Genomic DNA, 13,598 nt, shown 5'->3' with positions numbered 1-13,598 from the left:
TTTGTATCGGATAAATTCGATCCCAGACTAAACTAGAATCGCGATGCGTTGGCAAATTTCGCAGAAATTCGTCAATTCCCTATGTCCTTGGCGGCACGCAAACGTAGCCTTCGGGTAAGCTGATCGGCCTTTTGGACACGGCCCTTTCGCGTGGCACGCAACTGGGCAGGCTAGTCTTAGTTCGCAGCGACGAAGCCGCCCTGGAATGGGCTTTGTGGTAATAGGGTCGCGTTACGGTTCGCCAGGCGTTCGAGGTTAACCACAGTTGATAACATGATGCGGTCATGACTCCAGTCTGCTGGACGCTGAATAGCGATCGCCGACGCGACGACGGATACCATCGCAAAACTCGCAGCCGTTGCCCATAGAATAGCCGGACCGTTACGATCTGTCAGAGCTGCAACCGAAAGAATGCGTTTCCGTAGTGCAAGACCGCTGCGGCGGCCGCGGCGTTCAACCATGGCAACGACGGGGATACGTGCCTCGAATAACACAGGGCGTTGCGCTGCAAATTGGCTCGCACGGATCAGACACTCGCAATAGGCACGCGCCTGTATCCAACCACGTTTCAATACAGACTGATCGCACGCATATTCGCGCAGGCGCCGCATTTCGTTTCGCCAGAAATAATAAGCCGGGTTCCAGAACAGCAGCGGGTGCAGAGCCTCTTGAAGAAACTCGAATTCAATATCGCGTTGACGGAAATGTTGAATTTCATGGGCTACTGTTAACCGCAAATCACGTGGAGAGGTTAATAGATGGGAAGGCAAAATGACGTAGCGGTTGCGTAAATCACGGGTCGAAAAGGCCACGCGCGCGACATCACTGATTAGAATGTGCAGATTGCCGGAACGCTTCCATGGATGCGCCCCTTTCAGTATGGATTTAAGGCGTACAGCGGCCAGTGTCACCCGCGCAGCGGCGACCACAAGACCGACGGCGAACAAGCCGAACGCCAACTGCGACCAGATTGATTGTTGTGATACCGCATCACGTACAATGGCGTCACGTGCACCGATCAGAGTTTCAAAATTACTCGCGCTCATTTGAATGCTGCCATGTAGGAATTGTGTGACAAGCATATCAGAAATGTTCGGCGTATTCGACCAGACCCAGGTTGTCAGCACGATTGCGACAATCGGGCCGACAAACAGCATGGACGACAGGGCTTTCAACAGGCGCAATTGCTGTGTGAAAGCGGCCCCCAAACCAACGCGAGACAGACTCCAGCGTAGGCCCAGCCACATTACGGCACAGACGGCCAATAGAAGATTTAAGTCGATATAGGCATTAAGCAGTACATCAGCTTCCATTTTCCTCCCCCAACCTTTCATCAAGAAGTGCTTTGATTTCCTCCAGCATCTCGTTTGTGACGTCCTCGTCCTCCACAAGGCGCGCCACTAATGCCGCAGGCGTATCGTTGAACAGTTTGCTTGATAGGTTCCGCAGTGACGTTTTCTGATAATCGACCTTACGAATAGATGGTCGATACACCAGCGAACGCTCTTGGCGCTCGCTTGTCAGAAACCCTTTTTGTTCCATGATTTTCAGCACAGTGGCGACTGACGTATAGGCGCGTTCTTGCGCCTTGTTCAGCTCTGCCAGAATATCCCGCACTGTGCCGCCGCCGGTTTCCCAGACAACGCTCATGAATTCGAGTTCAACCTCGGTCAGAAATTCGCTTTTTTTCTTTTGCCGTACCACGGTTGCACACTTTCACTTTTGGCCTCTCAAAAGCTTTAATACTAAAACTATCGTAAGTCCAAATTAAATCACATAATCCTGCGCGTTAGATCGCGCAGGATGCTATTTTGTTGGGTCTTATACCTTTCGAAACGTAAATATGCCCCAAGCGATTGCCAGTCCAAGTGGCACCCAAAGTGGTGTCCCAACGAACCCGAGCCACGCCAAGAAGATATAGCTTGATCCCAGTAAGCTGATGAACAGCCTGTCGCCGCGTGTCGTGGTTAACCCCAATACGCCTTTGCGTTCATCCCCACCGGGGTCGCGAATTTCAATGTAGGTTAACACGCCAATTGCAGTGAAAATTCCGATAAAAACCAAGGCCGTCGGCCAAGTCCATGCCATCCAACTTAGCATTACACCCTCCCCATCGCGAAACCTTTGGCGATGTAGTTACGGACAAAGTAGATCACGATCGCGCCCGGAATGATTGTTAAGGTACCGGCAGCGGCAAGTAAGCCCAGCTCGTAACCGGCGCTCGAAGCTGTTTTCGTCATGGTCGCAGCGATTGGCTTTGCGGCAACGGCGGTCAGCGTTTTCGCAAGCAGCAATTCCACCCAAGAGAACATGAAGCAGAAGAAAGCAGCCACTCCGACGCCTGCCTTGATGGTCGGCACAAAAATCGTCGTAAAGAATCGCGGGAACGAATACCCATCGACGAAAGCCGTTTCATCGAGCTCTTTCGGGATACCACCCATGAAGCCCTCGAGGATCCAGACGGCCAGCGGAATGTTGAAAAGGCAATGCGCCAAAGCAACGGCCAAGTGGGTGTCGAATAAGCCTACTGCTGAATACAGTTGGAAGAAGGGCAGCGCGAAAACCGCGGCTGGTGCCATTCTGTTGGTCAGCAACCAAAAGAACAACTGCTTGTCGCCAAGGAACCGATAGCGACTAAACGCATAGGCTGCTGGCAGCGCCACGAGGACAGAGATCACCGTGTTGATCGAAACGTAGATGATCGAGTTGATATAGCCCCAGTACCACGTCGGATCGGTAAAGATTGTCGTGTAGTTCTCAAGCGTAAAGGTCTGAGGAAACAACGAGAAGCCTGAAAGGATCTCATTGGTTGTCTTAAAGCTCATCGCGACCAGCCAATAGATCGGCAGTAGCAAGAACAAGATGTAGAGTATCGGGACGAGGGTTCGTTTTTGCATCAAACCGTCTCCTTAGTTCAAATCGTCTTTGGTCATCAGCGTGTAGAACAGCCAAGAGACCAAAAGCGTGATTGCGAAATAGATGAGCGACATTGCGGCAGCTGGGCCAAGATCAAATTGACCAAGAGCAATTTTCACAAGGTCGATAGACAACAACGTTGTTGAGTTGCCTGGACCACCACCTGTGAGAACAAACGGCTCTGTGTAGATGTTAAAGCTGTCCATAAACCGCAACAGGATCGCGATGGTTAAGACAGTTTTCATCTTGGGCAATTGGATATGCCTAAACACAGACCAGTTAGACGCGCCATCAATCTTGGCAGCCTGATAATAGGCATCTGGGATAGACACGAGGCCAGCGTAACTAAGCAAGACGACAAGCGAAGTCCAATGCCAGACGTCCATCGTGATAATCGTGATCCAAGCGGCCAATGGATCTTGGGTCATATCGTAGTTAATGCCCAGAGTGTGGTTCAGGAAATAGCCCAGCAGGCCGATGTCTGGCAGCGTAAAGATATTCCACATTGCGCCGACAACGTTCCACGGGATCAGCATCGGCAATGCCATGGTGACAAGGCATACCGGCACCCAGAACCCTTTGCGCGGCATAGACAACGCAATGGCGATACCTAGCGGGATTTCGATGATCAAGATCAGGAAGGTGAAGAGGAACTGACGGCCGAGTGCCGCGTGAAAGCGATCAGAGCGGAGAATTTGCTCAAACCAATCAAGACCTTGCCAGAAAAACTGGTTGTTCCCAAAGGTTTCTTGCACCGAGTAGTTGACCACCGTCATCATTGGAATCAACGCGTTAAATGCCACGAGTAAGAGCACGGGCAAGACAAAGAACCAGCCCTTATGGTTGACCGTCTTCATACTGCGGCCTCCTGAATTTGAGTGGCCAGCCAACCATCGACATAAAGCCGAGTTTGGTCTTGCTGGAAGTTAAGGAACACATCAGCACCTTTCTCTGGTGCTGAGCCATGCGTCACGGCGCTGATCCGTTGTCCGTTGGCTTGACATTCAACAACAATGTGCTTGCCGACGTCTGACACTTTGGTGACCTTCGCCGGCAGTCCCTGAGCGGCAATGGATACGAACTCCGGGCGCACGCCAATCTCGGTCTTTCCGGATGGAGAGCCAGTTATCGCGCCCTCAAGTGGAATAGCAGTATCGCCAAAATAGGCCGCTCCGTTTCGCAACTCGCATGGCAATACGTTCATACCCGGTGAGCCAATGAAATGGCCAACAAAGGTATGCGCAGGACGTTCAAATAGCTCAACCGGCGTCCCGATTTGCACGACCTCACCTGCCTGCATAACCACAACTTGATCAGCAAATGTCAGCGCCTCTGTTTGGTCGTGTGTCACGTAAATCATCGTGGCATTCACACGCTGATGCAGCTCTTTCAGCTTAGACCGAAGTTTCCACTTCAGATGTGGATCAATCACGGTCAGCGGTTCATCAAACATGACAACGTTCACGTCCTCGCGGACCAACCCGCGGCCCATCGAGATCTTTTGCTTGTTGTCAGGGCTTAGGCTAGCGGCCCGAGTTTGCAGCATATCGCTGATCTCCAACATCTCTGCGATCTCAGTAACGCGTTGATGCACGACATCCTCAGACCGGCCGCGATTGCGTAGCGGGAAAGCCAAGTTATCGTAGACGGTCATCGTGTCGTAGATGACGGGGAACTGGAAAACCTGCGCGATGTTGCGCTTGTCCGGGGTCAATTCAGTAACATCATCACCGTCAAAAAGGATGCGCCCCTCTGACGGGATCAACAGACCAGAGATGATATTCAACAAGGTGGATTTACCGCAGCCGGATGGACCAAGCAAAGCGTATGCACCGCCATCTTTCCAATCCAAATCAATCTCTTTCAACGCGTAGTCGGAGGGCGATTTAGGGTTCGGATAATAGCTGTGACGTAATTTTGAGAGTGTTATTTTAGCCATTGTGTCCTCACGCAACGCGAGCGCCATCGGGCGCAAAGAAGTAGCAGGCTTGTGGATCGAAGAAGAAATCGTGCACTTCGCCAACGCGATAGGGATGCACCCCAGCACTAAGAGAGACCCAACTGCCCACGCCCATGTCGAAATGCGCGCTGCTTTCTGAGCCAGAAAGCTCGGTAACCTGTACCTGCCCTGACAAACGAACTTGGCTGTCGGAGTGTGCGACCGGCATCACGTGGTGTGGCCGCAAGGCGATTGTGTAAGGGCCATCTTGCAATCCAGCAGCATCTTCAGACGCCTGCCAAACCACACCTGCATTTAGACGGATGCTATCGCCCTGTTTCACAACCTCAGCAGTGTTGATCGGTGGGTCGGAAAACACGCTGGCCGCAGAAACGTTTTCTGGGTTGCGGTAAATCTCGGCAGTATCGCCAAACTGGGTGACACGACCATCATCCATCAACGCGGTTTTACCGCCTAACAAAAGTGCCTCTTCAGGTTCTGACGTGGCATAAACAACAACGGCACCACGATCGGCGAATAGTTCGGGAAGCTGGTCACGCAATTCTTCGCGTAATTTGTAGTCTAGGTTGGCCAGCGGTTCGTCTAGAAAGACCGCTTGGCTTTCTTTCGCAATCGCGCGCGCCAAAGCGGTTCGCTGTTGCTGACCACCAGATAATTCGTGCGGCCGACGATGTAGCATAGGGCGCAGCTTTAGAATATCGGCGGCATCTTCGACCCGACCTTGGATTTCCGACTTTGCCATTCCTGCAACCCGCAATGGAGAGGCAATGTTGTCGTAAACCGTCATATGCGGATAGTTGATGAAAAACTGATGCACCAAGCTGATGTTTCGCTTTTGGGTGCTTAGGTTGGTGACGTCGTTGCCGTTAATGATCACTTGGCCAGACGCCAACGGATCAAGGCCCGCCATCAATTTGATCAGAGAGGTTTTACCTGATCCGGTTGCACCCAGCAGAACATTGAAATGCCCCGTTTCTAGCCGCAAGCTTGTGTCTTTGATGTGTACCTGCGCGCCAACGCGCTTGGACACATTCTTTAGTTCAAGAGACATGGATTTGCTTTTCCGTAAGGGCCCCGGCATCCAATAGGCAAGACGCCGGGGTAAGTTTTGGCCCGCCGAGGTAGTAGCGGGCCATGGGGAAGTGTAGTGAACTTGAGGCTTAGTTTGCCGCCCAGCGCGCAATCAGCTCATCGTAGTTAACGGTTTGGCCCGCAGGCTTTTCGTTATCGAGCTTTGGTTTTGCACCGCCATTGGCGAACCAATATTCAGCATCTTGCTCTTCGTTCAAACGAGGACCACAGCCGCCGTAAACATTGGCCTGCTCATCTGCGCGCTGCATCCGAGACATTGTGATGTCCATTTCTTCAGCAAGACGATCCATTGCCTCTTGTGGAGTGAAGGCACCAGAGTTCACGTCACCAATTTGCTGCCACCAGATTTGAGCCAGCTTTGGATAATCAGGAACGTTCACACCTGTTGGAGACCATGCCACACGATCAGGTGAGCGGTAGAATTCAACCAAACCACCAAGGTTAGCAGCGCGCTCGCTGAAGGAGTCATGGTTCACCGAGCTATTGCGAATGAACGTCAGACCGACATGAGATTTCTTCACATCAACGGTTTTGGATGTCACGAATTGAGCATACAGCCATGCCGCTTGTGCACGATCAGAAGGCGTGGATTTCAGGAAGGTCCAAGAGCCAACATCCTGATAACCGACTTTCTGACCTTCTTCCCAATATGGGCCGTGTGGGCTTGGCGCCATACGCCATAGTGGTTTGCCGTCACCGTCTACCGTGTTGTTGCCTTCGGATTGTGGTTTCACCATGTCCGCAGTAAACGCTGTGTACCAGAAAATTTGCTGTGCAACATTGCCCTGAGACAGTGCTGGCAGCGACTGATAGAAGTCAAAAGAGGCCGCACCTGGAGGAGCGAATTTCCGGAGCCATTCATCCCATTTGCGGATCGCGTAAACAGCCGCTGGGCCGTTCGCTGCACCACCACGTGTGACGCTTGCGCCTGCTGGGTTACATGAACCCGCTTCCATGCGGATGCCCCATTCGTCGATGGGCACACCGTTTGGCTCACCTTTCGAACCTGCGCCGGCCATAGACAGCCAAGCATCCGTCATACGCCAACCAAGATCTGGCGCACGTTTACCATAATCCATGTGACCATAGATGGCAGTACCGTCGATTTCTTTTACGTCGTTTGAAAAGAACTCTGCGATGTCTTCGTATGCAGACCAGTTAACAGGAACGCCAAGATCGTAGCCATACTTTGCTTTGAACGCGGCCTGAAAGTCTTCGCGATCAAACCAATCTTTGCGGAACCAATAGAGGTTCGCGAACTGCTGATCCGGAAGCTGGTACAAGTCACCATCAGGACCGGTTGTGAATTGGCTGCCCATAAAGTCGGCCAAGTCCAAAGTTGGAGATGTCGTTGCAGACCAGTCACCTGCCATTTGATCAGTCAGGTTATATGCCAACTGTAGACGCGAGTGTGTACCAATTAAATCGGAGTCATTGACGTATCCGTCATAGAGGTTCCGTTTGGTTTGCATCTGCGTTTGAACAGCTTGAACAACCTCACCTTCACCAAGGATCTGGTGGTTCACTTTGATGCCGGTGATCTCTTCGAATGCTTTCGTCAGCACCTCGGATTCGTAGCTGTGTGTTGGAATGCCTTCGGAGAGTACGTTGATTTCCATCCCTGAAAAAGGTGCTGCAGCATCAATGAACCACTGCAATTCTGACATTTGCTCTGATTTGCTTAGAACCGACGGCTGAAACTCTTCGTCGATCCATTTTTTGGCCGCTGTTTCGTCAGCATGTGCCAATGTGCCCGCAATCACGGCAGAGGCCGCAACTGCGGAGAAAAGATACTTACGCATCTTTGCTCCTCCCTGTGTTGGTTTAACCTTTGGGGTCGCCCCCATGGCTGGCACATAAGATTGTTCAAGGGCAGCGATCTGTCAAACTAATTTTTTAGTAATGAAGGATTTTGCGGGGCGCATCCACCTGAAAAGCAAATGTAAATACCTGTTATTAAACGATAAAAATATCTACTAAAAAATTAGACCACACATCCAAATCTTAGCTAAATTTAACCTTTTACCTCTTCAATACCAACGCGACGAAGCACATCTGTATTGCCCGAATTGGTCAAAGCTCGGCCTGTTTGAAGAGGTACAGTGCCCCCCCGCCACTCACAAAAAAGGCGAGCCGCATTGGCTCGCCTTTTCTTTAGTCTCGACAACACCCGCTTTACTGCAATTGCGCCCAAAACAATTCCAGATGCCGCGACATGATCTCTTCAAAACGGCCACTGTCCCGCAGGGATTGCAAGCCCGCATTGACACGATAAAGGTGCGAGGTACCGCGCCAATGACGCTTGGAAATCACCACATGCAAGCTTGTCTCGCCAACAGGCTGCTCAAGTGGCACCACTTTTTCACGCAGGTTCAGATCAACGATCGTTGACGCGCCTAGAAACAAGTCAACCGAAACAGCATCAACCTTGCCTTGCTGAAGCAATTCAAAACACTGCACGGCTGTCTCAGGCTGGATGAGGTCAATCTTTCCATCACTCAACCAACGACGGCCCGCGCGCTCAAGATCGCTGACGAACTGATCAGAAGGGCGGCAAAGGGTCTTACCCTCAATGTCTGCGTCTTTCGCAAATGGGAACTGCTGATCATCCCGAACAAACAACATGACTGGAATAGAAACCAGCGGATCAGAGAAATGGAAACTTGTGCAACGCTCATGGTCAGGCTGAGCGGCGCAATCAGGTTTCGTCCACGGGAAGCCCATGTCGAACTCTTGCTTACCCAGTTTGGGCAGGTGACCAGACCATGTGTCATCCCAGTTAATCGCATAAGACACCGGAGAAGGAGACAATTCTAATGCAGCGTTCACCAGTTCAGTCACCATGCCTTGGCCTGGCAACGATTTGTTCGTGAAAGGACCGACGCCATTGCCAGTTAGCAATGTCAGTTCCGCATCGGCCTTTTGCAATGGCGTTGCATCCGGCGTGTTATCCTCTGGCGGGCACGGAATATACAATTTGCGCCCCGGAATAACGGACGAACCAACAAGTTCGCTTTGGTTCCGGTAGTAGATAAGGCTCCAACGGTCGCGACCGCCGTAATGCGCCTCTGCGATGGAGAACAAGTTGTCCCCACCCTGCACGACATAGTCGACGTCGCAAATGGCATAGGCAGCGGTTGGCGCCAGACCCAAGATGGGACCGACAACCAGCGCCATCCGCGCCAGCAATCTTTTGATTGAATTCAACATATGCTCTGCTCCTTAGAAGCCAGCCCAAATACGTGCCAAGTGGTCTTCGATGATCGCTTGATAGGTTCCGTCTTCGCGAATACTGCGCAACGCTGTGTTAACCATGTCTAGAAGTTGGCTCGCCTCTGGATGAGATTTGTGAATGATCACATGCAGCGCCTGAATGGCGATAGGCTGTGGGACAACGTCGAAACGGTCAGACAGACCTAATTCTTTGATGTGCGCACGACCTGTGAATTCGTTCATAACAACAGCATCCGCTTTGCCTGCTAGAACCATTTCATAGCATTCGTCAGTCGTCAGCGGGTGCTCAACTTTGATTTTACCGTCACGCAGCCAGTTGCGGCCTTGCTCGTCAAATAGATACAGCTCGTAACCTTGTGGGCGGCAGAATGTTTTGCCGAACAAATCCTCTGGCTTTTCGAACTTCAATGGGCGGTTCTTATCGGTGAACATCAAGACCAGCAGCTCAAACATCGGATCAGAGAAGTGGAAGTTCTCGCAACGCGCATCATCAGGACGGCTTTCGCAGTCTGGCTGGTACCAAGGGAAGCCCGCATCAAGCAGAGCGTTTGATAACAGTGGCTCTTCGTGTGCTGTCCAAAGATCAACCCAATGAATGGCGTAGCCCTGACTTGGATCTGCGCGCTTCATGGCCGCGTCCAGAATTTCGGTCATCATGCCGCCATTGTGCAGCGACTTGCCCGTGAAAGGCTCAAACCCGTCTGCAGTTAGCAAATTGATGCGATGACGAATTTCTGCATTGCCTGCTTTAATCTCTACAGGTTGAGCCGCTACTGGAGTCGCCTCTGCGATTTTCCGACCACCAGGCAATCCGGTTGGCAGGCCATCCAAACATGTGATGTTCAGCTTCATACCAACGCGAATGGCATTCGCCGCTGGACCAATTGCTTTGATGTTGTTTGAGTGAATTGTCGTCCACTTACCGACATCTTTATACAAAGAGTCTGCAATGACCGACAGGCTATCGCCTGGCTTTACAGTGTAGATACCGCCGCATGTCTCTGCTGCAACGGAATTCGCAGCCAGGCCAGCAAAGGCGACAGCAGCCGCGCCAAGTATTTTTCTCATGTTTCCCCCAGGAAATGTGCGTGCCAGGGTTCAATCCGCTGGCCAGTTGATTTGTATGTCTATTTTTGGCCATCAAAATTATGACCAGAGTGAGCGATCAAACTCTTGCAGATAAGGTTGATCGCCCGAATTCTAATTAGTTCTTAGCGAACAGACTTAGGATCGTGCTTGTGTCCACTGATCCGTCAGAGCGCAACAAAGGCGCAGGTACACGAATTTCACCATTCGCCTGTGCTTCATTCAGTAGCTGTTGAATGTAAGCTTCGGATTGCCCTTGCTCCATCGCGGTCACAACCATTTTTGCCAGATTAGAGACAGAGGTTAACTCTGTTTCTGCTGCGGTATTGCTTTCAGCAGCGGCAGTTTCAGCAGCGTCATCGTGTTGACGCAGCGCGCTGATGATATTGCCCATCAAAAGCTGCGTGCTTTGACCTGATGCTTCTGTTGCGGGCGCAACAGGAGCTTCTTCGGATTTGGCGACAGTCACCGGTGCAGTTGGTTCAACTTCTGGCGCTGCAGGTTTGGCAGTAACCACTGGCGCAACAGCTGATGGTTTTGGCGCAGCTACAGGTGCTGCGACGTCCGCTTCTTTCGTGTCAGAGCCGCCTGCAACAAGCAGGACCAACAAAAACACAACGCAAACGCCAACGATACCACCGATCAATGGCAGGCGGCTGGATGATGCGATACCAGATTTGGAGATTAATGCGCTGAATGGCATCTTCTTTTCAGAAGCCACTTTAGGTGACTTAACCGGCTTTTCAGCTTTTGCCGCTTTTTTCTGTTTCGGCTTTGCGGCCTTGGCACCTTCCGCGTCCTGAACATTCGCTGGCTTTTTTGGCACAGCTTTCAGGCCAACGTTAATATTTCCAACGGTAGAAACGCTTTTGACCTGCAATCCTGCGGATTTTGGTTTTGCAGATGACTTTGCAGCATCCGAGGTGATCTTTTGCTTTTGCATAAATAGCCTTCCTAAAATCCAAATGCCCAATTGCAGCTCAAGGCATCAACATTCATCAATTCCGCTTAATGATTTTTTAACCACGGGTTGAGTATCCGTCAACATCTTGTGGTTCGCTCAACACCAAAAACTACAATTACCTATAGGAGCCAAATCGAGTGGAAAGAGAATAAGAAACCCTACGGCTCTGAGCCGCGAAGCGCCTCTATAAGAACTGAGTACAATGAATAATAGGCTGAATGGGCCGAGAATACCTTTAGCCTTCGATAGAATCGTTTTTATGCGGTTAACGCCAAGTTAAAGCGGGCTAGCAAAGTTAAGGCGCTACCGTGCCCCTGCCTTTGTTTCGCTGCAATTCCCCGCATTTTCACGCCATTTTAGGCCGAAACCGCGCATTTCGGTCAAAAGCGACGCCAAAACAACCGAGTCTTGCCCGAAATTCGCCCAAGCTGACAGGCCATCTGGCTTCAATTGAAGTTGGAGGTCACGTGCGAGTATTTTCTTTAGTTATCGCCTTGTCCATGGCAGTGCCGAGCGCAGGTTCGACGCAATCCATGTCAAAAGGCGCATCATTGCCGGGAGGCGAAGCCATTGGGCGACTTATGGTTGCCGGACGGTCAATGTGCACCGGGGCGCTTGTCGCGTCCGATTTGGTGCTTACAGCAGCCCATTGTCTCTATAGCCCCAAGACTGGCCGAAAGGTTGATCCGCGGAAGATAGAATTTCAAGCAGGCCTACGATCTGGCAAAGCAAAGGCGACGCGGACGGTGAAAAACACGGTTCAGCACCCTAAGTATCGCCATAACGTCGGCAACGCGCAGGTTGGCTATGATCTTGCCTTGTTAAAGTTGCAGAAACCTATTCCGGCGAACATCGCAAAGCCTGTCGCCATTTCGACAGGACGATCAAGCGAAGGTTTGCTTGGCGTCGTATCCTACACGATCGGCAATCAGAACGATCCACGGATGATGTTTCCCTGCCAAGTTCTTGCGCGCCAAAACGAAACAATGGTGATGAACTGCAAGGTTAACTTTGGTGCCTCAGGCGCACCCGTACTCTCCATCCAAAAAGGCGAACCACCAGAACTCGTTTCTGTGATTTCAGCCAAAGCAGCCATGGGCGGCCGAGATGTGTCCGTCGGAACAACGCTAAGTGTGAGTACACTGCAAAAGCTTCTGTCCGAAGGCTAACTCCGGACAGACGATAAAACCTATGGCTCGCGGAAGGCTTCGCGAGATTTGTACAAGGGCTTCAAAAGATAGCGTAGAACTGTCTTGGACCCTGTGTGCAGTTCTACCTGAGCCCGCATACCTGGCCGCACTTCAATGTCCTTTTGCCGCTCGGTCATATCGGCGCTATTGACGGTGACAGTTACGCGGTAATAAGGCGCCGCTTGCTGGCTCCGCTCATCTTCGAACGTATCCGCAGAGATGAAATCAACTGTGCCCTTCAACGTGCCGTAAATGGTATAGTCGTAAGCTGAAAGCTTGATCGTCGCTTCCTGCCCTCGTTCAACACTCGCGATGTTTTCAGGTTGTACGCGCGCTTCGATGAACAGCTCTTCACCCATCGGGATGATCTCAAAGATTTCTTCACCCGGGCGAACAACGCCACCGATTGTCGTAACTGCAAGATTATTCACGATACCACGCATCGGCGCTGTAATTATCGTTCTGCTTAACTGGTCCTGCGCCAAGCGCATGTCCTGTTTCAGCGACGTCAATTCCTGAAGAGTTTCTGAATAGGATTCAGCCAATTCCAACTCGGCCTGTGTCACAATATCCATGTACCGTATCTCAGCTTCAGACGCCTCGCTGCGCGCTTTGTTAACCTCTAGCAGTGCAACGAATTCCTTTTTGTAAAGGCGCTCCATGTTGCTGAGTTCTTCTTTGGATTGCTCCAGCTGAGTAAATGCACCACTGCGCCGACTATCCAAATCTGTTTGCCGCGCCTTAAGCAATGCACGCTCTGAGGCGAGAATGCGCTGCGCTCGTGTAGAAAGCTCCTCAGGCACATCAAATTCATATGCCCCTTCGATTTCAGCCTCTAGTCGCATCCGTCGAATTTCCAGCGCATCAATTTGATCTTGCAGGTCGTCAAAGGCCGTACGGAACTTTGTATCCTGTAGCGTGGCAAGCACCTGCCCTGTTTCAACAAGGTCACCCTGTTTCACAGCAAGATCGGCAAGAATACCACCTTCTAGGTTCTGAATGATTTGGGACCGAGACGAAGAAACAACTTCCCCATCTGCACGAACGATCTCGTCAATCCAAGCAAATGCGGCCCACAGAACAAACACTAAAACAGCGGCACCGACCAAACGGATGGTTTTGCGCGCGGCGCGCATTTGATCATCAAATCCGTCTG

At 51.4% G+C, this 13,598-nt stretch carries 13 protein-coding genes; 1 reads left to right on the top strand and 12 read right to left on the bottom strand.

Features of this window, described 5'->3' with window-relative positions; all coding sequences use genetic code 11:
- Positions 1–176 precede the first annotated feature (176 nt).
- From Q4544_RS03295 to Q4544_RS03245, 11 genes are all read right to left on the bottom strand, one after another.
- Positions 177–1,313 carry a M56 family metallopeptidase gene (locus Q4544_RS03295; protein WP_303504059.1) on the bottom strand — a complete coding sequence of 379 codons (1,137 nt, stop codon included), beginning with the start codon at positions 1,311–1,313 and terminating at the stop codon, positions 177–179.
- A complete protein-coding gene (locus tag Q4544_RS03290; protein WP_303504058.1) occupies positions 1,303–1,704 on the bottom strand; it encodes a BlaI/MecI/CopY family transcriptional regulator in 402 nt (133 codons plus the stop codon). Before Q4544_RS03290 ends, Q4544_RS03295 begins: the two co-directional genes overlap by 11 nt.
- A gap of 117 nt (positions 1,705–1,821) precedes the next feature.
- Positions 1,822–2,100 carry a DUF2160 domain-containing protein gene (locus Q4544_RS03285; protein ID WP_303504057.1) on the bottom strand — a complete coding sequence of 93 codons (279 nt, stop codon included), beginning with the start codon at positions 2,098–2,100 and terminating at the stop codon, positions 1,822–1,824.
- Positions 2,100–2,897 (bottom strand): carbohydrate ABC transporter permease, encoded by a 798-nt coding sequence (locus Q4544_RS03280; protein WP_303504056.1) that lies wholly within the window; start codon positions 2,895–2,897, stop codon positions 2,100–2,102. Before Q4544_RS03280 ends, Q4544_RS03285 begins: the two co-directional genes overlap by 1 nt.
- A gap of 12 nt (positions 2,898–2,909) precedes the next feature.
- The gene (locus Q4544_RS03275) at positions 2,910–3,773 is read right to left on the bottom strand and encodes a carbohydrate ABC transporter permease (protein WP_303504055.1); all 864 of its coding nucleotides are present in this window, start codon (positions 3,771–3,773) and stop codon (positions 2,910–2,912) included.
- Entirely contained in the window at positions 3,770–4,855 is a 1,086-nt protein-coding gene (locus Q4544_RS03270) for an ABC transporter ATP-binding protein (protein ID WP_303504054.1), read from the bottom strand. Before Q4544_RS03270 ends, Q4544_RS03275 begins: the two co-directional genes overlap by 4 nt.
- A gap of 7 nt (positions 4,856–4,862) precedes the next feature.
- Positions 4,863–5,927, bottom strand: coding sequence for an ABC transporter ATP-binding protein (locus Q4544_RS03265; RefSeq protein ID WP_303504053.1), 1,065 nt, complete (start codon positions 5,925–5,927; stop codon positions 4,863–4,865).
- Positions 5,928–6,036: 109 nt separating this feature from the next.
- The gene (locus Q4544_RS03260) at positions 6,037–7,770 is read right to left on the bottom strand and encodes an ABC transporter substrate-binding protein (RefSeq protein WP_303504052.1); all 1,734 of its coding nucleotides are present in this window, start codon (positions 7,768–7,770) and stop codon (positions 6,037–6,039) included.
- 373 nt (positions 7,771–8,143) lie between these two features.
- Positions 8,144–9,178, bottom strand: coding sequence for a transporter substrate-binding domain-containing protein (locus Q4544_RS03255; RefSeq protein WP_303504051.1), 1,035 nt, complete (start codon positions 9,176–9,178; stop codon positions 8,144–8,146).
- 12 nt (positions 9,179–9,190) lie between these two features.
- Complete coding sequence (locus Q4544_RS03250) at positions 9,191–10,270, bottom strand: transporter substrate-binding domain-containing protein (RefSeq protein ID WP_303504050.1); 1,080 nt, start codon at positions 10,268–10,270, stop codon at positions 9,191–9,193.
- A gap of 136 nt (positions 10,271–10,406) precedes the next feature.
- Complete coding sequence (locus Q4544_RS03245) at positions 10,407–11,231, bottom strand: hypothetical protein (RefSeq protein WP_303504049.1); 825 nt, start codon at positions 11,229–11,231, stop codon at positions 10,407–10,409.
- 488 nt (positions 11,232–11,719) lie between these two features.
- Between Q4544_RS03245 and Q4544_RS03240 the strand changes: the two genes are divergently transcribed.
- Positions 11,720–12,421, top strand: coding sequence for a serine protease (locus Q4544_RS03240; RefSeq protein ID WP_303504048.1), 702 nt, complete (start codon positions 11,720–11,722; stop codon positions 12,419–12,421).
- 20 nt (positions 12,422–12,441) lie between these two features.
- Here the strand turns inward: Q4544_RS03240 and Q4544_RS03235 are convergent, their stop codons facing one another.
- Complete coding sequence (locus Q4544_RS03235) at positions 12,442–13,578, bottom strand: HlyD family type I secretion periplasmic adaptor subunit (RefSeq protein ID WP_303504431.1); 1,137 nt, start codon at positions 13,576–13,578, stop codon at positions 12,442–12,444.
- Between the last annotated feature and the right edge of the window lie 20 nt (positions 13,579–13,598).

It is taken from the genome of Cognatishimia sp. 1_MG-2023, assembly GCF_030548175.1.
Classification (GTDB): domain Bacteria; phylum Pseudomonadota; class Alphaproteobacteria; order Rhodobacterales; family Rhodobacteraceae; genus Cognatishimia.
The sequence above is the reverse complement of the archived record's forward strand: the minus strand, read 5'-3'. Positions and strand labels throughout refer to the sequence as shown.

What these genes read in the sequence shown, in the direction of transcription:
- Q4544_RS03270 (WP_303504054.1), bottom strand. Translation starts at nt 4,855, where the DNA reads ATGGCTAAAATAACACTCTCAAAATTACGTCACAGCTATTATCCGAAC.
- Q4544_RS03250 (WP_303504050.1), bottom strand. Translation starts at nt 10,270, where the DNA reads ATGAGAAAAATACTTGGCGCGGCTGCTGTCGCCTTTGCTGGCCTGGCT.
- Q4544_RS03275 (WP_303504055.1), bottom strand. Translation starts at nt 3,773, where the DNA reads ATGAAGACGGTCAACCATAAGGGCTGGTTCTTTGTCTTGCCCGTGCTC.
- Q4544_RS03280 (WP_303504056.1), bottom strand. Translation starts at nt 2,897, where the DNA reads ATGCAAAAACGAACCCTCGTCCCGATACTCTACATCTTGTTCTTGCTA.
- Q4544_RS03260 (WP_303504052.1), bottom strand. Translation starts at nt 7,770, where the DNA reads ATGCGTAAGTATCTTTTCTCCGCAGTTGCGGCCTCTGCCGTGATTGCG.
- Q4544_RS03295 (WP_303504059.1), bottom strand. Translation starts at nt 1,313, where the DNA reads ATGGAAGCTGATGTACTGCTTAATGCCTATATCGACTTAAATCTTCTA.
- Q4544_RS03255 (WP_303504051.1), bottom strand. Translation starts at nt 9,178, where the DNA reads ATGTTGAATTCAATCAAAAGATTGCTGGCGCGGATGGCGCTGGTTGTC.
- Q4544_RS03285 (WP_303504057.1), bottom strand. Translation starts at nt 2,100, where the DNA reads ATGCTAAGTTGGATGGCATGGACTTGGCCGACGGCCTTGGTTTTTATC.
- Q4544_RS03265 (WP_303504053.1), bottom strand. Translation starts at nt 5,927, where the DNA reads ATGTCTCTTGAACTAAAGAATGTGTCCAAGCGCGTTGGCGCGCAGGTA.
- Q4544_RS03245 (WP_303504049.1), bottom strand. Translation starts at nt 11,231, where the DNA reads ATGCAAAAGCAAAAGATCACCTCGGATGCTGCAAAGTCATCTGCAAAA.
- Q4544_RS03235 (WP_303504431.1), bottom strand. Translation starts at nt 13,578, where the DNA reads ATGCGCGCCGCGCGCAAAACCATCCGTTTGGTCGGTGCCGCTGTTTTA.